The sequence below is a fragment of the Virgibacillus halotolerans genome (assembly GCF_016908515.1).
GTDB lineage: Bacteria > Bacillota > Bacilli > Bacillales > Amphibacillaceae > Virgibacillus_M > Virgibacillus_M halotolerans.
Genome location: NZ_JAFBEA010000006.1, coordinates 189,842 through 211,633 on the forward strand (window position 1 = coordinate 189,842; position 21,792 = coordinate 211,633).

Here is a 21,792-nt window from a genome sequence, read left to right on the forward strand (position 1 = left end):
AAATAAAAAGGCAGACAATAGGTGTCTGCCTTTTCTTTATGGATTTCTCTTTAAAATACTTGTTCAATTTCTGTTACACCAGGCACTTCAGCCATTAGTGCGCGTTCGATTCCAGCTTTTAAAGTAATGGTTGAACTTGGACAGTTTCCACATGCACCCATCAGGCGAAGCAGAACGATGCCATCTTCATCCACATCGACTAATTCCACGTCTCCACCATCTCGTAGTAAAAATGGACGAAGCTTACTTAACACTTCTTGTACTTGCTCTTGCATAATCCATCTACTCCTTTCCATATTGTTATTATAAAGGATTGACGATAAAAAATCTATCTGAAAATTTGATTTTAAGCAGATTAACTTCTTTTATTGTACCTTTCAGCAAAGGTTTTGTAAAATAAAAGTAACTGGGAATGGGGGGATTGCAAATGGGAATTAAAAAAGTGACGATCACTGTGTATGGGGCAGAACAAATTTGTGCAAGCTGTGTCGGTGCACCAGGATCAAAGGACACCTACGAATGGTTACAGGCAGCAATTGGCAGGAAATATAATGATGAACCAATCGCTTACGAATATGTTGATATTGATCAACCGCAAAAGATAGAAAAGCAACAGAAGTTTGTGGAGCGCATATTTGCAGAGGATTTATTTTATCCTATTGTATTTGTCAATGATGATATGGTTGCCGAGGGTATCCCACGGTTAAAGACAGTGTATCAGGCTTTAGATGAACATGGACTGGAGTTATTGGCGTAATGAATCAAGCTAATATGGATTAACTGGAAAAATGGCAGCTGATTTCTGTCCAATTTTTCGCTTACAAGGATTTAATTATTTGAATAATGGCGAACCAGTTTGTATACTAATAGCTAAGGATAGTATTAAATTGTAAAAAAAAGGAGGTCCATGCATTGGTTATTACAATTACAGATGATGCAAGTAATCAAATCAAAGAAATGATGAAGGATGAATCTGAAGGTGTCCGTTTCCGATTTGGAATTAAAGGTGGAGGATGCAGTGGTTTGTCTTATTCTTTAGGTTTTGAATATGATATTAATCAGGAATTGGACACATTAGACGAAATAAATGATATCCCGGTTGTTTTATTTAATCAGGATATTCCAATCATAGAAGGAACAAAAATTGATTTCAAACAAAATATGATGGGCGGCGGGTTTTCCATTGATAATCCGAACGCAATCGTTTCGTGTGGCTGTGGTTCTTCATTCAGAGCGAAGGATCGAGAGGGAACACCAGGCGACTGTTAATTTTTGCTGGCCGAGACTACACATTGTCTTGGCCTTTTTTTATTACTCAACTTTCGCACCAATAAAATACGTTCAAAGCGTTAGACGAGTTAAACCTAGAATGTTTTCAATAATTCCCTTGGCAACATTGTAAAATAAGGGTTGTTTTTTACACAAAAGAGAGAAGTTGCGACATAAATTCTATCTATGTTAGATCTGTAGCACCTGATAATGGAAACAGGTTACTTAGGCGACCGCAGCCCGTATACACTTCGCTTTCCGCGGGCGGCTGTTGAGCCTCCTTGCGCTAACGCACTGCGGGGTCTCACCGATGCCTTTTCTCCCGCAGGAGTCTTCGTGTATACGGGCTGCTAAGTATAGCGTTTGCCAATAAAAGCGTGCTTTAGCTGGATGAAATGAAAAAGTGCATTCCTGTAAATAGCATTAACCAGTCCGGGTGAGAGAAGGGCGGTGACTCCAGCGGGAAAAGCACGTGTCCGAAGACCCCGAGAGTGGTTTTCTCGAGGTGGCTGAGGCCGTGCCCGCGGAAAGCATCCGCCCGGATCGATCCCGGACGGTGGAATAGCACATCTCTTGGGAAATCAACATGCTCTTATGTCGCAGTTTATATAAATGCGATAATAAAAGGCGACAAAATTAACGAAAAGGCTCTATCAAAAGTCAGGTTGAGCAGTGTATCACGATCTTGCCTAATTCTATCAAGGCTTATTTATCAATTTTACTCTGCGAAAGTTGAGTTATTACTTTTGTAAATATTACAGGATGGAAAACAAAAGAAACTGATCGGTATGACGCATGCCGGTCAGTTTCTTTTATGTGTGTTAAAACATCGCTGTTGAATGTTTTGGCTGTAAGCGAACGTTTGGATCGATGTATTGTTTCGCATTATTAATAGCTGTTGGACCTTCACCAAACCCAGTTGCAATTAATTTTATCTTACCGTCAAAAGTACAAATATCACCCGCCGCATAAATGCCTGGTATATTGGTTTCCATTTTTGTATTCACTACGATGCTGTTCTTTTCGATTTCCAGACCCCAATCTTTAATCGGTCCTAATGTAGAGATAAATCCGTAATTACAAAGCACTGCATCTACCTCAAGTTCTACTTGATGATCACCTTTTACCTGATCCAGTATCACTTTGTCTATTTTATCGGATGTAACAATATCGGCTGGAACGTAAGGTGTTAACACGGATACGTTGGAAGCCATCAAGCGTTCTACACTATGTTCGTGTGCTCTGAAATTGTCGCGTCGATGTACAAGTGTTACTTGTTTCGCAATTGGCTCGAGCATGAGTGCCCAGTCCACAGCGGAGTCCCCGCCACCAAGCAGGACCACGTTCTTATCTTTATAATGACTCATGTCTTTCACATGGTAATGTAGGTTGATTCCTTCAAAATCATCACACGTTCCAATATTTAAACGACGTGGTTGAAATGCGCCATTACCTGCCGTTATAATGATCGTTTTCGTATAGTGAACTTCCTTATTGGAAGTTAATTTGAAAGTATTATCCTCCAGCCGTTCCACCTTTTCAATTGCCTGGTCAAGTACAATGGTTGGATCGAACATATTAGCCTGTTCCTCTAAGTTGTCAACTAATTCCTGTGCGCGTATCTTTGGAAAGCCTGCTACATCATATATATATTTTTCTGGATATAGGGCAGTGAGTTGCCCGCCAGTATGTGGTAAACTTTCAATTATTTTAACACTCGCTTGTCGCATGCCACCATAAAAGGCGGTGAACAAACCAGTAGGGCCGGCTCCAATTATTGTTATATCATAGACCTCTTCCGACATGGAAATTACCCCCATCTTCTCTATATTAAATTTTACACCAATCTCATAATATCATAACGTTAATCGGCTGTGTATTAATGCGCTTATAAATTATAAAGTCTGTTACATTATTTTTATTTTTCTTAACATAAAACTTTTTCTATCAGGATTATCAGCATATAGGAGCAAATCTTTATAATCATATGGATTATTGATTTAAAATAGCACTCAGGACTTTTAACGTTGATACAACCGTTTAAATGCCCGAAAATTCTATTTTTATAAAATTACGATATTTGATAGAGTTAAGGAATACGTTTTAGAAAACATTGGAATGCACAGACGAGGGGGAAATGTAGTGAAAAAGAAAAACTGGAAAAGATTAAGCACTGTACTGCTCATGGTTACCGTTCTAGTAGGTTTAGCTGCGTGTGGAGACAGTAGTGCAGATGGAGAATTAAAAGATACTTATACAGTAGCTACAGATACATCGTTCGTACCATTTGAGTTTAAAGAAGATGGTGATTATGTTGGATTTGATATTGATCTAATCAATGCGCTTGCGGATGAAGTCGGTTTTAAAATTGATCTGGAAACGACAAATTTTGATGGAATTATTCCAGGGTTACAAACGGGCTCATTTGATATTGCACTTGCAGGGATTGGTATTACGGAAGAACGGAAGAAAAGCATTGATTATAGTGATCCGTACTATGAATCCGGCCTACGTATAGGGGTATCGATAGATAATGAGGATATCGATGGTATGGAGGATTTGGAAGACAAGACGGTTGCAACACGACTTGGTTCAACCAGTTCAGCTTATATTAAAGACAATATCGATGGTGCCGAGCCGAATGAATATGAACAACTGGATCAAGCTTACTTAGCCGTCGAAAATGGCAGTGCCGATGCGATCCTGTATGACGCACCAAACGTAGCCTATTATATTCAAACTAAAGGGGAGGACAGCATGAAAATGGTCGGTGATCTTTATGAAGCTGAAGATTACGGAATCGCTTTTGCAAAAGATCAGGATGATTTGGTTGAGGCTGTTAATGAAGCTTTAGCAACATTGAAAGATAATGGAAAGTATGATGAAATTTACGAAAAGTGGTTTGGTGAAAAACCAGAGTAATAAAGTCTACATGCTATAAAAGAGGGTGTAACACTTCTTATGGTTACGCCCTCTTTATCTTAATGAATACAACTAGAAATAGATGCTATTTACCAGGAGACAAGGTAATAAGCATATTCTACTAGCTAAGAGGTGACAGGATGATTGGAAGATTTGATTGGACAGGTGTTATTGAATTTTTACCAGAAATACTTAAAGGTTTATATTATACACTATTGATCTCGATTGTCGGGCTTGTTATCGGGTTTGCACTCGGTGCGGTATTTGGCTTAGGGAGGGTTTCGAAGAATAAGTTCGCATATGCCATATCAACGGTTTATATTGAGATTATCCGTGGAACGCCGGTTTTAGTACAGGCCATATGGATATTCTATGCACTACCACTGATTATCCATTACACGTTGGATTCAGTTGTAGCGGGTATCATTGTTATTGCTGTGAATTCAGGCGCATATATTGCGGAAATCGTGCGTGGAGCAGTTGATTCCATCGCGAAAGGACAGATGGAGGCCGGACGTTCACTTGGACTGAATCAACGGCAGACGATGCAGCATATTATTTGGCCGCAAGCACTTAAGCGGATGATTCCTCCACTAGGTAATCAGTTTATCATTAGCATTAAAGATACATCTCTATTATCTGTAATTCTTGTACCGGAATTAATTTTTCAAGGTCGACTAATTGCCGCAAACCACTTTAATGCTGTGGAAATATATACAACGGTTGCTATCTTTTATCTTGCTATTACACTGACATTATCTCTCATCTTACGTTTCGTTGAAAGGAGGTTGAATGTCCAGTGATACATGTGGAAAACTTATGTAAAAAATTTGGTGATCTAGAAGTATTGAAAGGGATTAACTGTCACATTCATCCACAGGAAGTGGTTTGCGTCATTGGTCCGAGTGGTTCTGGTAAAAGTACGTTTCTCCGTTGCTTAAATATGCTGGAGACGATGACCAGTGGGGAAATTGTTATCGATGGGGACCATTTAAGTGATCCAAAGACAGATATCAATGCCGTCCGTACAGAGGTTGGCATGGTGTTTCAACAGTTTAATCTGTTTCCGCATAAATCTGTGGTAGAAAATGTAATGCTTGCACCAAAATTGGTTAGAAAACTCGATAAGGGAGAAGCGAGAAAACGGGCATTGGCCTTACTGGAAAAGGTCGGTATTTCTGAAAAGGCTGACAGTTATCCGGAACAATTATCGGGTGGGCAGCAGCAACGTGTCGCGATTGCTCGTTCACTTGCTATGGAGCCGAAAATGATGTTGTTTGATGAACCAACCTCTGCCCTTGATCCGGAGTTGGTCGGCGAAGTACTTGAAGTGATGAAACAACTTGCACATGAAGGAATGACCATGGTTGTTGTTACCCATGAAATGGGATTTGCTCGCGAAGTAGGGGATCGCGTCTTGTTTATGGATGGGGGCATCATTGAAGAAGAAGGTGATCCCGAACAAATATTCAAAGCTCCAAAATCAGAACGCACAAAAGCATTTTTGAACAAAATTTTATAAAAGTTAAGCCATCTAGTCTGCATCCGTTTGATGCAGATTTTTTTGGCAGTTAAAAAGTATAACTACTTTCTTACTGCATAAGTGCTAAGGCATACGCCAATTTTTCTAATGAAAAAAATAGTTACAGTTGAAATTATTTGATTGACAATTTAAAAGAAATAAACTATGGTGAAAGTGAAGATAGTGTCGACAATCGACATTGCTCATAGTACGATAAGTACTATATGCACACATCTTTATGTAAGTGCTTACAATATAATGAGGTGGGTGAGGATAGACCGGGTTGGAGCCTGGAATAGCTTAAAGTAGTAATCGCCGCAGAACGCATGCCACAGGAGTTACTGATGTTTGAAAATTTTAGATGAATGCATCATTTATGTACGAAGGGAAGGGATGGATGTGATAGCATTTTCTATCGTGGAGTTTGAACAAAGGTTGTCAAAAACAAGAGAGCGGATGGCGGATGCGGGTATTGATGTTCTGCTAGTAACAGACCCAGCAAACATGAACTACTTAAGCGGGTACAATGCCTGGTCATTTTATGTTCACCAAGCGCTGGTGGTATTCCTTGATGAAGATCAGCCATACTGGATTGGTCGAAGCATGGATGCCAGTGCTGCCAGACATACGACCTGGTTAGATGAGGCGCATATTTATCCATATGCAGATCATTATGTCCAGTCATCTATTAGGCACCCAATGGATTTCATTTGTGATCTATTAAGAAATAAAAATCGCGATAAACATGTCATTGCTTTGGAGATGGATGCATATTATTTTACGGCAAAAAACTATCTTCAACTAACACAAGGGTTGCCCAATGCTACTTTTATAGATGGTACAAATTTAATCAATTGGATCCGCATCGTTAAATCGGATCAGGAAATTGAATATATTAAAAAAGCCGCAAAAATATCGGAAAAAGCGATGCAAGTAGCGTTCGATATGATTAACGAAGGGGTCAGAGAATGTGATGTTGCTGCTGCAATATCACAGGCACAAATAAGCGGTACGGAGGAGTTTGGTGGGGATTATCCGTCCATTGTTCCGCTGCTTCCAACCGGTGAAAAAACATCTGCCTGTCATTTAACCTGGACAGAAGAAACGTTTAAACACGGTGAACCTGTCATCATTGAATTGGCTGGTTGCTACAGGCGATATCATTCACCATTAGCACGTACTGTGGTTCCAGGCGTGCCAACTGAAGAAATGAAAAAGCTTGGAGAAGTGGTTGTAGAAGGTCTAAATGCAGCTTTAGATGTCGTCAAGCCGGGTGTTACAGCTACAGAGGTGGAAACGGCCTGGCGTCAGTCGATTGAGAAAAATGGTATTAAAAAAGAGTCTCGCATTGGGTACGCCATGGGGCTCAACTACCCTCCTGATTGGGGAGAACATACGGTTAGTCTACGTCAGGGAGATCACACCGTACTTGAGCCAAATATGACATTTCATATGATTCCAACAATTGAGCTTGGTCACGCTGGAATGGAAATTAGTGAATCATTTCGCGTAACAGAAACCGGCTGCGAAGTACTTGCCGATTTTCCGAGAGAATTATACGTTAAACCCAATATTCGTTTAGCTTAAGGAAAATAAGACTGCCTTACAGTAGTTGAACAAATGTAAGACAGTCTCATTTTGGTATGATTATTATTTCCAAACTTCTGGGTTAATCAAACTTGGTGGTTTATTTCCATTTAAGCCTGCTTCGAGATTATCAGCTGCGTGCCTAGACATCTTTAATTCCGTTTCATTCGTAGATGATCCAATATGTGGCAATGTGACAACATTTTTCATCTTTAGTAGCGGGTTATCCGGATCCGTAGGTTCTTGTTCAAATACATCAAGACCTGCAGCTGCAATTTCACCGTTCTGAAGGGCCGCAATTAGATCCTGCTCCACGATCGTTTTTCCACGCGATCCATTAATGAAAATAGCCGATGCTTTCATTAACTGGAATTCCCGTTTGCCAATGTGACGTTCCGTTTCCGGTGTCAAGGGTGTCATCAGACAAACAAAATCAGATTCCATTAACAACTGATCCATAGAACGGTATTTTGCACCGTATGTTTCTTCCGCGTGCGGCTTTTTGGAGCGCGTATGATATAAAATATCCATGTCAAAACCAAAATGTGCCCGCTTGGCTATTGCATCGCCGATCCTCCCGAGACCAATAATTCCAAGTGTCTTATGGTGTACATCTGAACCAAAATAGTCGGATCCTAATGACTCTGTCCAATTTCCGCTTTTTACATAAGCATCCAGTTCAGGAATACGTCTGGCAGTAGCAATTAAAAGACCAAATATCGTATCAGCTACCGTATCGGTAAGAATTCCTGGTGTGTTCGTTGCCATAATACTTCGCCTGTTTAATTGTTCGATATCCAAGTTATTGTATCCGACAGAATTATTACTTACAATTTTAAGTTGTGGTGCATGGTTTAACAGCTCTTCGTCGACTGTTAGATCCAAGCCAATAATGCCCTCTGCAGTCTGCAGCTGTTTTAAGAACTCAGGATCTCTTTTTGTATCAATATTTTTGAAATAATGAACATCATATTTTTGTTGTAAGTCCTCCAATACCGGTTTTTCAACACGGTTGTAGGCGATGACCTTTTTCTTCAAATAATCCCCTCCCATTTACCAGCCATTCTACCCTAAAAATATAGGTAATGGGAGGAGATGTCAATATTAATACTTCATTATTTCAAATATTATATTTAAATGATTGACATTCGAAAACACGTGATTTAACATAAAGTTAAGAGGTTGTCGACAATCGACAATAACAATAGAAATTTTTGAAAGGGGTGACGCATACAGTTATGAATGACACCGTTTTGCAGGAACCGTTAAGTCACATCATTGCAGAACATCTCCGACAACGAATATGGAGTAAAGATATTCATTTTGGTGATCGTTTAGTTGAAAGCGATTTAGCGGAAGAATTTGATGTTAGTCGGAGTACAATTCGGGAAGCATTGAGAATATTGGAGCATGAAGAACTGGTTATGAATAAGGCACGAAAGGGGACATATGTAGCAACATTTTCCAAACATGATGTAGAAGAAATTATTGAATTACGCACATTGCTGGAAACAGAAGCCTTTATGCAAGCATTACCTCATCTGGAGGAACAGCACTTTAAAACACTAAATCAGATGACAGAACAAATGAAAGTAAAAACTGATGAGGAAAATTGGAATGATCTGTTTGACTTAGATATGCAGTTTCATGGCTATATTGTGCATCTATGTAGCAATTCAAGAATCATTAAAATATATAATTCGCTTCAGATACAAATCAGAACTTATCTCGTACATCTCGATCAGTATTACTCCAGCTTTCAATCCTTTCATAAAGAACATGTTGACTTACTTGCAGCGCTATTAACGAAAGATAGCGAAATAGTGAAAGAGAAAGTCAAAAACCATATTACGTATGTGGAGGAGAATTTACTTGGGGTTCATCAATTATAAAAAAATAGTTTAGAAGCTTGGGAGGTTTTATAAAATGACTAGATCATATGCTAATGTGCAAACAGCGTTACCGGGACCAAAGGCAAAGCAGTGGCTTGATCGAAGACATGATATTGTTCCTGATGGGGTTAGTTATGGCATTCCGACTTTTATCGAAAAGGCTGAAGGAGCAATACTGGAAGATATAGATGGTAACCGGTTTATCGATTTTGCCGGTGCGATTGGAACAATCAACGTCGGCCACCGTCATCCTACTGTTGTAAGAGCACTACATGACCAGATCGATCGTTATATCCATACCGGCTTTAATGTGATGATGTATGACCCATATATTGAACTCGCGGAGAAGATAGCGGCACTCGCACCAGGGTCATTTGACAAAAAAGTAATGTTCTTGAACAGTGGAGCTGAGGCTGTAGAGAATGCAGTGAAAATCGCCCGTAAATATACGAATAGGCAAGCAGTTGTCTCCTTTTCAGGTGGGTTTCATGGTCGCACATTGATGACCATGTCTTTAACAGGAAAAGTGAGACCATATAAATATGAATATGGTCCATTTGCACCGGAAGTTTATCATGCTGCATATCCTTACAGTTATCGTCGCCCAGCATCTATGAGTGATGCGGCATACAGTCAATTTTTATTGGATGAACTGGAAAGATTTTTTATTACTGAGGTTGCACCTGAAAATGTTGCAGCGGTTGTTATGGAGCCGGTACAAGGTGAGAGCGGTTTTATTATTCCAGACAAAGCTTTTGTCCAGGGCGTGTATGATCTTTGTAAAAAACATGGCATATTACTTATAGCCGATGAAATACAAACGGGTTTCGGTCGTACAGGTAAATATTTTGCTATGGAGCATTTCGACGTTGAACCAGATTTGATAACAATTTCAAAATCGATGGCTGCTGGTGTACCGATAAGCGGTGTAATCGGCAGAAAAGAGCTCATGGATGATGCGAACTCAGGAGAACTCGGTGGAACGTATTGTGGTAGTCCATTGGGGTGTAGCGCAGGCCTTGCGGTCCTGAAAGTGATGGAGGAAGAGCAAATTAACAAACGAGCAGCAGTTATTGGTGATAAGGTAATGGGGAAATTCCGGGAAATGTATGATCGCTATGAGGTCGTTGGTGATATTCGGGGGCTTGGAGCGATGTGCGCAATGGAATTCGTTACGGATAAGGAAAGTAAAACACCGGCAAAGCAATTGACAGGTCAAATATTAAAAGAAGCGCAAAAGCGTGGTGTCATTGCATTAAATGCAGGGGTTTATGACAATGTGATTCGGCTGTTGATGCCACTTGTGATTACCGATGAACAGCTGGATGAGGGGTTGGATATTCTTGATGAATCGATTGCGGCGGTTGTTGCCAAGGCTGAAGCAGTAAAATAAAGGTTTGAGGAGGGGGACGCAAATGGAAAATTATGCGATGCATATTAACGGTAACTGGGTTGGAGAGGAACTAGATACATTGTCGGTCATAAACCCGGCAAATAACGAAACAGTTGGTACAGTTCCTATCGGTGGAGAAGCTGAAGCAAATAAGGCGATTGAAGCAGCGCATCATGCATTTGGTGCATGGTCTAAGCTCACTGCATATGAACGATCTGCTTATTTAGAACGACTCCATGATCTGATGCTGGAAAACCAGGAGGAATTAGCACAAATCATGACATTGGAAATGGGTAAGCCCATCCATGAATCAAGGGGAGAAGTGAACTATGCAGCTTCTTTTATTAAATGGTTTGCAGAGGAAGGTAAGCGCATATATGGTGAAACGATTCCAGCACACGTAAAAGGTAAGCGGTTGCAGGTCTGGAGAAAACCAGTTGGTGTTGTCGCAGCAATAACGCCGTGGAATTTTCCTGCCGCTATGCTAACAAGGAAAATGGGGCCCGCGCTTGCCGCTGGATGCACCGTAATTATGAAGCCTTCCAGTGAAAGTCCAATCACAGCAGTCAAATTGATGGAGCTTTGTGAAGAGGCAGGATTTCCTAAAGGCGTCGTGAACCTTGTGACGGGATCCTCCTCTAAAATCGCCAAGGCGTTAATGGAAGATAATCGGGTACGCAAGATTACATTTACCGGATCCACTGAAGTTGGGAAAATATTGATCAGACAAAGTGCAGACCAGGTAAAACGATTATCTTTAGAATTGGGGGGGCACGCACCGTTGATCGTATTAGATGATGCTGATATTGATACTGCCGTGGCGGGGGCGATAGCTTCTAAATTTAGAAATGCTGGCCAGACCTGTATTTGTGCTAACCGCGTTTATGTTCAGTCAGGTGTTTACGAGGAGTTTTTAGAGAAATTCTCAAAGAAAGTTGAAAAATTAACTGTCGGTAATGGGCTGGATGAATCGGTTGATATTGGTCCATTAATTAATCAAGCTGGTTTAGAAAAGGTAACACGTCATGTGGATGAAGCTGTCGCTAAAGGGGCTTCAGTAGTGACAGGTGGGAAGTCGATTACAGATCAAGGTGGTGTATTTTATAGTCCGACAGTGATCGGTGATGTCGATCCATCTATGGTGATCATGCAGGAAGAAACATTTGGCCCAGTAGCACCGGTACAAAAAGTAGAAACGGAAGCAGAAGCAATTGCATTCGCGAATGATACTCCCTATGGTTTAGCTGCTTATGTTTTTACGGAAAGTGTTGCAAGAGGTATGCAAGTGATTGAGCAACTGGATTACGGTATCGTTGGCTGGAATGATGGCGCACCATCAGCTGCACAAGTCCCATTTGGTGGTATGAAAGAGAGCGGGATTGGTCGAGAAGGAGGCCGAGAAGGCATTGAGGAATTCCTGGAATCACAATATGTTTCGATCGGTATGAAATAGCAGATATTGTTACACACTTTCGTAGATTACTGCACGATTTTGAGTGCATATCCAGCCTTACAATAAAAAGGAAGTGGTCGATATGGTTACATCTCAAAATGAGATGGTTGTTCAGGCGGAAAAACTAGCTTCGCAATTGATCAAGTGGCGCAGAAAGCTGCATATGCACCCTGAATTAAGCTTTGAAGAGAAGGAAACGTCGTGCTTCGTCGCGGAAACCTTGGAGGATATTCCTGGAATGCGTGTACAACAAGGCATCGGATACCCAACAGCCGTCATCGGAACGCTCACCAATGGGGTTGGTCCTATAATGGCAATTCGTGCAGATATGGATGCCTTACCAATTCAGGAAAAAAATGATGTAACCTATCGATCACAAAAAACAGGTGTGATGCATGCTTGCGGTCACGATGCACACACAGCGATTGCATTAGGTGCAGCAGTCTTATTAGGAGATGCATTTCGAATAGGGGAACTGCAGGGGACGGTGAAGTTTATTTTTCAACCTGCTGAAGAACGGGCAGATGAACATGGATCGACAGGTGCGCCTTATTTGGTTGATGCAGGGGTATTAAATGAAGTAGATACTGTTATTGCGCTGCATATGAGCCCGGAAAACAGCTTGGGAGAAGTGAAAATTCATGATGGATATAGTATGGCAAATGTGGATGTCTTTTCAGCTGAAATCTTTGGCAGTGGCGGGCATGGTGCTTATCCACATCTGGGAACAGATCCAATATGGATGCTCGGACCAGTGCTGCAAGCCTTATATGCAATAACAGCAAGGAGGATATCGCCGCTGGAACCGGGGGTTGTAAGTATTGGAAAGATAAACAGTGGCCTTGCTAGTAACGTTATCCCCTCTGAAGTGAATATTCAAGGGACGATTCGCAGTTATCATCCGAAGGTAAGGGAGGTAATCCACAACGAACTGGAGCAGGCTTTTGCAATGACGAAATCGTTGGGTGGAGATTATCAGCTAACAATCAGAGCGGAAGACCCTGCGTTAAATAATGACCCGGCAATCAATCAATTTATTCGTCATGTATTTCAAGACCTTTATCCAGCGTATCAGATAGTAGAAACGCCATTTGGTATGGGGGGAGAGGATTTTGCGCATATGACCGAAGCGGTTCCTGGTGCGATGTTTTTCCTTGGTTGTGGATTGGTAGACGAAAAGGATAGAAATCTGCATTCAGCCTATTTTGATATCGATGAACGGGTGCTTCCGGTTGGAACATCCATCTTGGCGGAAACCGCTAGACGTTTTTTGATGGGATAGCAAGGGAGTGAGCTTGTATGGTTGTTGAGGATAATATCAAAGAACCGATAGTTCTATGTGATATATATGCGGCCCGGAAGCGGATCGCCTCATTTGTATCGAAAACACCTTTAATTTATTCAAGGGCTCTATCAAAAATAGCACATACAGCTGTTCACCTGAAACTGGAGAATCTTCATATAACTGATTCCTTTAAGCTGAGGGGAGCAGCAAATAAAATGCTAAGTTTAACAGCAGAGGAGAGGAGGCTTGGTGTCACCACTTTTTCTACGGGGAATTTTGGTATGAGTGTCGCTTATTTGGCTAATCAACTTAAATTAAAAGCTGTTATTTGTATTTCCGAACGTGTTCCTAAAGCAAAGGTGGAGGCGCTTAAGCGTACGGGTGTTTCACTCGAAATCAGCGGCATCTCCCAGGACGATGCTGAAAAGCGTTGCTATGAACTGGAAGAAGAACAGGGGCTCACTGTCATTCATCCATTTGACGATCCAGATGTTATCGCTGGCCAGGGCACTATCGGTCTGGAATTAATGGAAGATTTACCTGAAACAGATACCGTAATTGGTGGTTTATCTGGTGGTGGGTTGCATTCAGGACTCGGGATTGCTTTAAAGTCGGCAGATCCAAACCTTAAGCTTATTGGTGTATCAACGCCACAAGGGGCAGCGATGTATGAAAGTATTAAGCAGGGTGGACCTGTTACTGTGAAGGAACAGGATACACTAGCAGACAGTCTGTTGGGCGGAATTGGTTTGCATAATCGGTACACCTTTGACATGATACAACGTTATGTTAATGAAATTGTTTTGTTAAATGAGCAGGAAATTGCACAAGGGATGCTGTTTATGCTGAACAAACACCGCATGATAATAGAAGGGGCAGCAGCATCGGGAATAGGTGCTCTTTTAAATCAGAAAGTTTCAGTGGGTTCACATGTTGTGATTATTATTAGTGGTTGTAGTGTAGATCCGTCTGTGTTATTCAAATTAGCCGAGGCAGATAAGGATGGGAGGTCAAAGTATGACAAAAATGATATTTAATGACCAAATAATGGAACGGGAAAACATTGTTGATATAGAGGATCGAGCATATCAATTTGGTGATGGTATCTATGAAGTGATCGGGGTATACGGTGGAAAACCATTTTTGCTTGACGAACACATGGAACGTTTGCAACGAAGTGCCAAGGAAATTCAGTTATCCCTGCCATACACAATGGAACAATTGCGGCGTAATTTAGTTCAACTGGTGAAAACGAATGAGCTTGACGAGGGGATTATTTATATGCAAGTCTCACGAGGTGTGTCGTCCAGGGAACATTATTTCCCAGGGAATAGCATTACACCGGTAACAATAGCATATACAAGGGCTGAAGAACGGATGAGTGCAACGGAGGATGCAGGGGCGACAGCTGTATTAGTAGAAGATATTCGCTGGTTGCGTTGTGATATTAAAACGTTGAATCTGCTCCCGAATACATTAGCAAAGCAAAAAGCGGTTGAAAATAACGCAATCGAAGCTATTTTGCATCGCGGAGACACTGTAACAGAGGCGAGTGCATCCAATGTATTTATCGTAAAGGAGGGAGAACTATTTACTCACCCTGCTAATAACTATATTCTAAACGGAATTACAAGAAGAAAAGTAATTCAGTTGTGTGAATCGTTAGGTATTCAAGTGCATGAAGAAGCATTTACGGTGAAGACGTTGTTACAAGCAGATGAAGTATTTGTGACAGCGACTAAATCAGATATTATACCGATTCTGAAGATCGACAATCAGTCAATCGGGCAAGAATCACCAGGGAAAATTACAAGGAAAATTATACAATCATTCCGTTCGGCTATTCGTGAATTAGAAAAAAGCTAGTACAGCATATAAGAAGTTTTTTCTAATGCAAATTTTTGAGTCAATTTCATCACTTAAAATCTGTGTGTGTAAGTCTGAACTATTTGGAAGTGTGCTAAAACCGTTGATTTCTACTGCAGGCGGACGCTTTCCGCGGGCATGGCTTGAGCCTCCTTGCCCCGGCAAGGGGTATGCCGACGTTGTCCGCAAAGGACGATTTTAGTCGGCCTTCATCAACCGCACTGCGGGGTCTCAAGGCTCATGCTTTTCCCGCTGGAGTCGCCGCCTTCCGTTCCAATCAACGATGTAGTGCTCCAAATTAATGAATGATTAAATGATAGTATATCTTATACTTGGGACTATGGATAAGTTGAATTGCTTACGAAATTGGCTCCTATGAACCAAAACAGTAATGCAAACTGACGAAAATGAAAACCCATCCAAGCAACTGGAATTCGCGAGACTCCAGCGGGATGAAAGGCCTTGATGAGACCCCGCAAAGCGTTAGCTCAAGGAGGCTCATTAGCCGCCCGCGGAAAGCGAGTGTATTCCAGTTGCGGCAATCGAAGAGAATACTTTGTCTTCACTCCTTTTTTCGAATATACAATTTTTCATTTCGAGGTTCTGGAAAATAATTTTGAAACGTTGCACTAGTAACCAATAGCAATTAGGAAAGGGATGATACCTTGTCAAATTTAATAAAATTATCTGCCAATCATCCGACAGTGGCTGAGATTGATCTAGAAGCCTTTAATAATAATGTGAAGCTGTTAAAACAGCATGCAAACAGGAGCATGCTCCTTGCCGTTGTAAAAACAAATGCATACGGACATGGGATTGTCCCCATCAGCCAGGAGGCGGTAGCGGCAGGCGCTGACCGTCTCGGTGTAACAACGGTTGAAGAGGGGGCGCTCCTCCGTGAAAACGGTATTAAGAAGCCAATCCATATTTTAAGCTCGATTGCGCCCAGACAGGCGGTGGACATCGTTGCTTATGATCTAATACCTTCTATTTCTTCGCTTGCTTTGGCAAAGGCAGTCAGTGATGCAGCGGTCAATCAGGGGAAAATTCATCCCGTACATTTGAAGATAGATACAGGACTGCATAGATTTGGAATTGATCCAGCAACAGCAGGATACTTTTGCGAAGCGTGCTATGAACTTCCGGGGCTTTATTGGGAAGGGGTTTATACGCACTTCCCCAATGCAGATGAAGGAGACTGGAAAACAACGGAACAACAGTTTTCTTTATTTATGAATACAGTAGCTAGATTAAGTGACAATGGTTTCCATTTTCCCATCCACCATGTTGCAGGGTCAACGATCACATTGGAAAGACCTGATATGCACTTGGACATGGTGCGTCCGGGAATCAGTTTATTTGGATATACACCTGCAGTCAGACAAGAGAAAATGATTGCACTTCAGCCTGTTATGTCACTGCAATCTGAGCTGATTCAAGTACGTGAGCTCCCACCGAACACACCGGTTGGTTATGGGGGAAGTTATGTAACGAAATCATATGAAAAGATAGCGATTGTTCCAATTGGACATGGTGATGGTTATAAGCGATCATTGGTAAATAAAGGAAAAATGCTTGTAGGAGGTAGACGCGTTAAAATCGTTGGTTCTATTTCCTTGGACCAAACTTTAATAGATGTGACAAATATACCCGATGCGTCTGCGGGTGACGAGATTATTTTGCTCGGAAAACAAGGAAATGACGAAATTACCGCTCGTGATATCGCAGGCTGGATGGATAGCATTGTTGATGAGGTAGTTGCCAGTCTGACAGAAAGAATAAGACGTGTATATGTACATGGAATAGGATAGATTGAATCACAAACAACTGAAAGAGTTAAATGGACACCTCATTTCCCTCGAAAGAAAATCAGAACTTATACTATTAATCTTAAAAGTTAAACTTTACTATCAGTGCAAAAAAATATCTCCTCCACATTAGTGATCTTCGCTATACACAGGGCGGTTTTCAGCCCTTCTTCTTTTATTTACATATAATCAAGCGGTGATTTAGGGTTGAAAAATATAGCTGAAAGTAATACTATATTGATAGCGTTATATTACAAACATGTAACAAACACATTAAAATATGTTAAACGATCTGATTTACCGCAGTTTGGCGGGCAGTAAAACCCCCACTTTAAAAATAGAGGGACACCGAAAATTTTTAAGGTGGGGGATAACTGCCCGCACAAGCCCTGCAAACAGGGCATCAAAACTAAAATCACCACCTCTAGTGGCAACATCGTCTGTGAAACCCACGTCGTGTGGGCCTCAACTAACATGAAGCGGGAGAGACAGACTAAGTTCGCGACGTCCTGGGACTGCACCACGGGTTCGTCCCACCGAAGACATTTGTCGCAACGCCTGCATTAGCACGTCCTGTGCGTTCACAAGCTAAATCCGCGACGTCCTGTCGCCACGCTTGCATTAGCACGTCCTGTGCGTTGAAGATTCCCACTGATTGAAGTGTCACTTTATCACTAGAAAAAAGTATGAAATGTTATTAAAGCTTGGCTTTATGTCAGCTTTTTTAATTTGAATCAGTAAAAATTGGAAGTGAAAATAAAATGAATAAACCACATATAGTAATTTTAGGTGCAGGGTATGGCGGATTAATGACAACCATTAAATTACAGAAGTCGCTTGGCACGAATGAAGCAAAGATTACACTTGTTAATAAAAATGACTACCACTATCAAACTACTTGGTTACACGAAAATGCGGCGGGAACGTTACATCACGATCGGACACGAATTCCACTAAGGGATATCATAAAAATGAATCGAGTTAACTTTGTTCAGGATACGGTTGTTTCCATTAAACCGGAGGAAAAGTTGGTTAAATTGGAAACTACAACATTGAATTATGATGTCCTTGTAGTCGGACTTGGCTTTGAACCAGCAACCTTTGGTATACCTGGATTGGAAGAACATGCGTTTACAATTGATAATATAGATAGTGCCCGGATGCTGAGACAGCATCTTGCATACAATTTTTCCTTATATCATAATGAAAAAGAAAAAAAAAGTGCACGGCTAAACATTGTGATTGGTGGAGGTGGCTTTACTGGCGTTGAATTTGTAGGTGAATTAGCTAACCGTATTCCCGAGCTATGTGAGGAATACGATATTGAAAAATCACTCGTCCGCATTATTAATATAGAGGGTTCTCCAACTGTTTTACCAGGATTTGAACCACAGTTGGTAGAATACGCAATGAATTCATTGGAGTCACGTGGTATTGAGTTTATTACAGGTGCGATGTTAAAAGAATGTAAACCAAAAAGTATCGTATATGAAAAGGATAATAAGCTAGAGGAAATTCCGACAATGACTACCGTTTGGACGGCAGGAGTGCGTGCTAACGAAATCGTTGAGCATTCCGGACTGGAAACCAATCGAGGTAAAGTTGAAGTGAGGGATGATATGCGCGCACCAGATTATGATGATGTGTTTGTTATCGGTGATTGTGCCTTGATTATCGATTCAAATACAGGAAGATCCTATCCGCCAACGGCACAAACAGCGGTCCGGCAGTCTAGCATTGTTGCGCGTAATGTGAAAGCTTTTATCCGTGATGAAAAATTAGAAGCCTTTAAACCAAAAAAACTAGGAACTGTAGCTTCTTTAGGAAATAACGATGCAATTGGTGTTGTATTTAATAATCAAAAGATATTTGGCTGGAAGGCAACTGTCATGAAGAAAATCATTGATAACCGTTACTTGTTTAAACTAGGCGGTTTTGGATTGTTATTGAAAAAAGGGAAGTTTAATATATTCTATTAAAAAATGCATCGGTTGGCGAGCAAGCGAGTGTATAAAAGTGAAGACGATTTGTGTCTTCACTTTTTGGTGTCGTTACCCATAAATTGGACATGTGCGTGTACATTTGAACCGTTTTATTATAAAATGGGTCTTGGATGAAGATAGAGAAAGTGAAGGGAGCTACATCGTTGGTTCAATTAATTGTTTCAATCATATTGTATTTCGTTATATTTTTCGGTATTGCCTTTATTTTAAATATGCTATTAAGAAGGACCTGGTTAATGGCCTGTATTTATCCTATCATTGTTATAATGATTGTCGATGGTATATCAACCGCTGAATATTTTATAAATCCCGGTAATGCTTTTTCAACCGCATATTCAAGATTAATACATGTAACACCTGTGGACATCACGATTTTAACGGCAGGTTTTGTTGGAACAATCGTTTCGGGTATTGTTATTAAAATTTTGCGTAAGAGTGGTTATCAAATGTTTTAGTTGGAATTATGCATAAATTTAAATGGGATTGGTAATGATAACATCCAGAGGTGTTATTATGAAAATCATAAATTTATGCAGAAGAATTGGTATGATACTGTTATTCATAGGTGCACTCTATTTTACAGTTGCATCTATTTCAAATGTCAGTTTAGCAGATATGCATGTATGGGGAGATCAAAAAATACTGGAGGAACCAGTAAATGATTCCCAAGCTTCATCTGAGAACAAACATATCGAATTAAAAAATAAAGTATTAAACAGGGTAATGGAAAGAACAAGGTTGATCTCTAACGATGATATAGAGGCACCCAAAACGTTGGAAGAGGCAGTTAATGTTGAACAGTATCCGAGTGATACGGTTGTCGCTACCGGCTATACTGCGGGCATTGAGTCAACAGGAAAGACAGATAACCATCCGGAATATGGGATTACGTATTCCGGTGTAAAAGTAAAGCGGGACCTATATTCTACCATCGCTGCAGATCTGAATGTTTATCCGATTGGAACCATTTTGTACATCCCCGATTATGGATATGGCGTTGTTGCAGATAAGGGAAGTGCGATTAATGGTAACAAAATTGATTTGTATTATGGGACCGTAGAAGATGTCTATGCCCAATGGGGTAAAAAGACGCTTGAAGTTTATGTTGTAGAACTTGGTGATGGGAAATTAACCGAAGAACAGCTCACTAAATTAAATGAAAACGAAGCATTACAGGTATTCAGACAAGAAATTACAGAAGAGTAAATGAAAGAAGGCTTTCCGCTCGGGGAAGCCTTCTTTTTAACACTGATAGAAAAGTATACCTTTTATAGGAAACCAGTATAAGTGTAACTAAGGCTTTCTCCATTAAAGGCTTGGCGATAAGCCAAGTTTTTTAATATAATTGGTGAAGCAGAAAGGCAATCCCTACACCGAAAAGTCCGCCAAAGAAAACTTCAATCGGCTGATGCCCCAGTAACTCTTTCAGTTCTCGGCGTTTTTGATATTCCTCTTTCTTGTTCCAATCTTTAGCACCTTCAAAAAGGGATTGAAAATCCTTAATTAACATGTTTAAAACAACGGCTTGCTCACCAGCTTGTCTACGTACACCCGTTGCATCAAACATAATAATAATACTGAACACACAGGCAGCAGCAAAAAGGGGCGATGTGACGCCATCTATGATTCCGATACCCGTGGTTAAAGCTGTTACAGCTGCAGAATGACTGCTTGGCATCCCGCCGTTGCTAAAAGCTAAACCAGGATTAAGTTCTTTTGTGACAATCCATTTGATTGGAATTTTTATAACCTGAGCTAAAACAATTGCAGATAAGGCAGCCCATAAAGGAAAATTTAAAAAAATTTCCATGAATTTGTATCCGTCCTTCCTGATGAAGAGTGATCATGATCTTAACCATCAAGTGATAGGTTGATGTTATTTTACCATAATGTGAAAGGTAAAGCACGGTGGAAAGAAGAACCTTTCATGGGTTAGATGAAAGGTCTAAAGTGATTAATATTATTTAAGGGCTGCATCTAGTGCAATTTCCATCATATCGTTAAAGGTTGTTTGCCTTTCCTCTGAAGTCGTTTCTTCCCCTGTTAGGATGTGATCAGACACTGTGAGGACAGATAAAGCCTGTCGTCCGAATTTGGCTGCCAATGTATACAAGGCAGAAGTTTCCATTTCGATTGCCAATACTTTATATTTCGCGAGCAACTCGTTAACTTCTTTCGCATTGTCACGATAAAATGTATCACTTGTAAACACATTACCAACACGTAAGTTTAAACCTTTTGCTACACCAATATCATAGGCATTTTTCAATAAATCGAAATCTGCTAAAGGTGCATAATCAATACCATTAAATACTAGCTGGTTTATTTGTGAATCAGTTGTTGATCCTTGGGCTAAAATAACATCACGTACCTTTACATCTTTCTGAATCGCACCGCACGTACCGACGCGTATTAACTTTTTAACATCATAGCTTTGGATTAATTCATTAACGTAAATAGAGATAGAAGGCACCCCCATACCCGTTCCTTGTACAGAAATGCGTTCGCCCTTGTATGTTCCGGTAAAACCGTACATTCCACGAACCTCGTTATATTGTATTACGTCTTCAAAAAATGTTTCTGCGATATATTTTGCCCTGAGGGGATCACCGGGTAATAATATTTTATCAGCGATGTCACCTTGTTTTGCTCCAATATGTATACTCATATATGTTCCTCCTAATAAAACTTGGCTTAATCATACGCCATAGTTAGACTTTAAAAAAATATCGTTTCTTGTATTATAAAGCTGTTTACGTATACTTTTAAGGTAACGGTACCATAATGTCTTA

General features: G+C 40.6%; 21 protein-coding genes. 16 read left to right on the forward strand and 5 right to left on the reverse strand.

The genetic code is table 11. The features are described 5' to 3' along the window. Window positions 1–50 precede the first annotated feature (50 nt). Window positions 51–275, reverse strand: a complete 225-nt coding sequence (locus JOC34_RS15025; RefSeq protein WP_205137585.1) for a NifU family protein — start codon at window positions 273–275, stop codon at window positions 51–53. 152 nt (window positions 276–427) lie between these two features. Here JOC34_RS15025 and JOC34_RS15030 point away from each other — a divergent pair, with 152 nt between their 5' ends. Both JOC34_RS15030 and JOC34_RS15035 read left to right on the forward strand, forming a co-directional pair. Then, a complete protein-coding gene (locus JOC34_RS15030) occupies window positions 428–757 on the forward strand; it encodes a YuzD family protein (RefSeq protein ID WP_205137586.1) in 330 nt (109 codons plus the stop codon). A gap of 155 nt (window positions 758–912) precedes the next feature. Beyond that, window positions 913–1,269, forward strand: a complete 357-nt coding sequence (locus JOC34_RS15035) for a HesB/IscA family protein (protein ID WP_205137587.1) — start codon at window positions 913–915, stop codon at window positions 1,267–1,269. An 821-nt stretch (window positions 1,270–2,090) separates the two neighbouring features. Here JOC34_RS15035 and JOC34_RS15040 read toward each other — a convergent pair. After that, on the reverse strand, window positions 2,091–3,074 hold the full coding sequence (locus JOC34_RS15040) for an NAD(P)/FAD-dependent oxidoreductase (RefSeq protein WP_205137588.1): 984 nt from the start codon (window positions 3,072–3,074) through the stop codon (window positions 2,091–2,093). A 337-nt stretch (window positions 3,075–3,411) separates the two neighbouring features. On the opposite strand from JOC34_RS15040, the gene JOC34_RS15045 reads away from it, so the two are divergent. The 4 genes from JOC34_RS15045 to JOC34_RS15060 all read left to right on the forward strand — a co-directional run bounded on the left by JOC34_RS15045 (window position 3,412) and on the right by JOC34_RS15060 (window position 7,300). Then, window positions 3,412–4,191, forward strand: a complete 780-nt coding sequence (locus JOC34_RS15045) for a transporter substrate-binding domain-containing protein (protein WP_338062685.1) — start codon at window positions 3,412–3,414, stop codon at window positions 4,189–4,191. A 140-nt stretch (window positions 4,192–4,331) separates the two neighbouring features. Next, the gene (locus tag JOC34_RS15050) at window positions 4,332–4,994 is read left to right on the forward strand and encodes an amino acid ABC transporter permease (protein WP_205137590.1); all 663 of its coding nucleotides are present in this window, start codon (window positions 4,332–4,334) and stop codon (window positions 4,992–4,994) included. Continuing rightward, the gene (locus tag JOC34_RS15055; protein WP_205137591.1) at window positions 4,991–5,713 is read left to right on the forward strand and encodes an ATP-binding cassette domain-containing protein; all 723 of its coding nucleotides are present in this window, start codon (window positions 4,991–4,993) and stop codon (window positions 5,711–5,713) included. Before JOC34_RS15050 ends, JOC34_RS15055 begins: the two co-directional genes overlap by 4 nt. A gap of 393 nt (window positions 5,714–6,106) precedes the next feature. Further along, window positions 6,107–7,300, forward strand: coding sequence for a M24 family metallopeptidase (locus tag JOC34_RS15060; protein WP_205137653.1), 1,194 nt, complete (start codon window positions 6,107–6,109; stop codon window positions 7,298–7,300). A gap of 63 nt (window positions 7,301–7,363) precedes the next feature. On the opposite strand, the gene JOC34_RS15065 is transcribed toward JOC34_RS15060, so the two are convergent. After that, the gene (locus JOC34_RS15065) at window positions 7,364–8,338 is read right to left on the reverse strand and encodes a 2-hydroxyacid dehydrogenase (protein ID WP_205137592.1); all 975 of its coding nucleotides are present in this window, start codon (window positions 8,336–8,338) and stop codon (window positions 7,364–7,366) included. Between the two features lie 200 nt (window positions 8,339–8,538). Between JOC34_RS15065 and JOC34_RS15070 the strand changes: the two genes are divergently transcribed. From JOC34_RS15070 to JOC34_RS15115, 10 genes are all read left to right on the forward strand, one after another. Beyond that, entirely contained in the window at window positions 8,539–9,192 is a 654-nt protein-coding gene (locus JOC34_RS15070) for a GntR family transcriptional regulator (protein WP_205137593.1), read from the forward strand. 34 nt (window positions 9,193–9,226) lie between these two features. Further along, a complete protein-coding gene (gene gabT / locus JOC34_RS15075) occupies window positions 9,227–10,585 on the forward strand; it encodes a 4-aminobutyrate--2-oxoglutarate transaminase (protein ID WP_205137594.1) in 1,359 nt (452 codons plus the stop codon). Between the two features lie 22 nt (window positions 10,586–10,607). Then, entirely contained in the window at window positions 10,608–12,038 is a 1,431-nt protein-coding gene (locus JOC34_RS15080) for an NAD-dependent succinate-semialdehyde dehydrogenase (RefSeq protein ID WP_205137595.1), read from the forward strand. Window positions 12,039–12,120: 82 nt separating this feature from the next. Further along, entirely contained in the window at window positions 12,121–13,320 is a 1,200-nt protein-coding gene (locus JOC34_RS15085) for a M20 metallopeptidase family protein (RefSeq protein ID WP_205137596.1), read from the forward strand. Window positions 13,321–13,337: 17 nt separating this feature from the next. Then, the gene (locus tag JOC34_RS15090) at window positions 13,338–14,360 is read left to right on the forward strand and encodes a pyridoxal-phosphate dependent enzyme (protein WP_205137597.1); all 1,023 of its coding nucleotides are present in this window, start codon (window positions 13,338–13,340) and stop codon (window positions 14,358–14,360) included. Continuing rightward, on the forward strand, window positions 14,341–15,189 hold the full coding sequence (gene dat / locus JOC34_RS15095) for a D-amino-acid transaminase (RefSeq protein ID WP_205137598.1): 849 nt from the start codon (window positions 14,341–14,343) through the stop codon (window positions 15,187–15,189). Before JOC34_RS15090 ends, dat begins: the two co-directional genes overlap by 20 nt. Before the next feature lie 665 nt (window positions 15,190–15,854). Beyond that, entirely contained in the window at window positions 15,855–17,000 is a 1,146-nt protein-coding gene (gene alr, locus JOC34_RS15100) for an alanine racemase (protein ID WP_205137599.1), read from the forward strand. Between the two features lie 758 nt (window positions 17,001–17,758). Further along, window positions 17,759–18,976, forward strand: a complete 1,218-nt coding sequence (locus JOC34_RS15105; protein ID WP_205137600.1) for an NAD(P)/FAD-dependent oxidoreductase — start codon at window positions 17,759–17,761, stop codon at window positions 18,974–18,976. A 167-nt stretch (window positions 18,977–19,143) separates the two neighbouring features. Further along, window positions 19,144–19,455 (forward strand): YuiB family protein, encoded by a 312-nt coding sequence (locus JOC34_RS15110; RefSeq protein ID WP_205137654.1) that lies wholly within the window; start codon window positions 19,144–19,146, stop codon window positions 19,453–19,455. A gap of 58 nt (window positions 19,456–19,513) precedes the next feature. Beyond that, the gene (locus JOC34_RS15115; protein WP_205137601.1) at window positions 19,514–20,206 is read left to right on the forward strand and encodes a 3D domain-containing protein; all 693 of its coding nucleotides are present in this window, start codon (window positions 19,514–19,516) and stop codon (window positions 20,204–20,206) included. Window positions 20,207–20,336: 130 nt separating this feature from the next. On the opposite strand, the gene JOC34_RS15120 is transcribed toward JOC34_RS15115, so the two are convergent. Beyond that, window positions 20,337–20,810 carry a divergent PAP2 family protein gene (locus tag JOC34_RS15120; RefSeq protein WP_205137602.1) on the reverse strand — a complete coding sequence of 158 codons (474 nt, stop codon included), beginning with the start codon at window positions 20,808–20,810 and terminating at the stop codon, window positions 20,337–20,339. 150 nt (window positions 20,811–20,960) lie between these two features. Beyond that, entirely contained in the window at window positions 20,961–21,668 is a 708-nt protein-coding gene (gene deoD / locus JOC34_RS15125; protein WP_205137603.1) for a purine-nucleoside phosphorylase, read from the reverse strand. Between the last annotated feature and the right edge of the window lie 124 nt (window positions 21,669–21,792).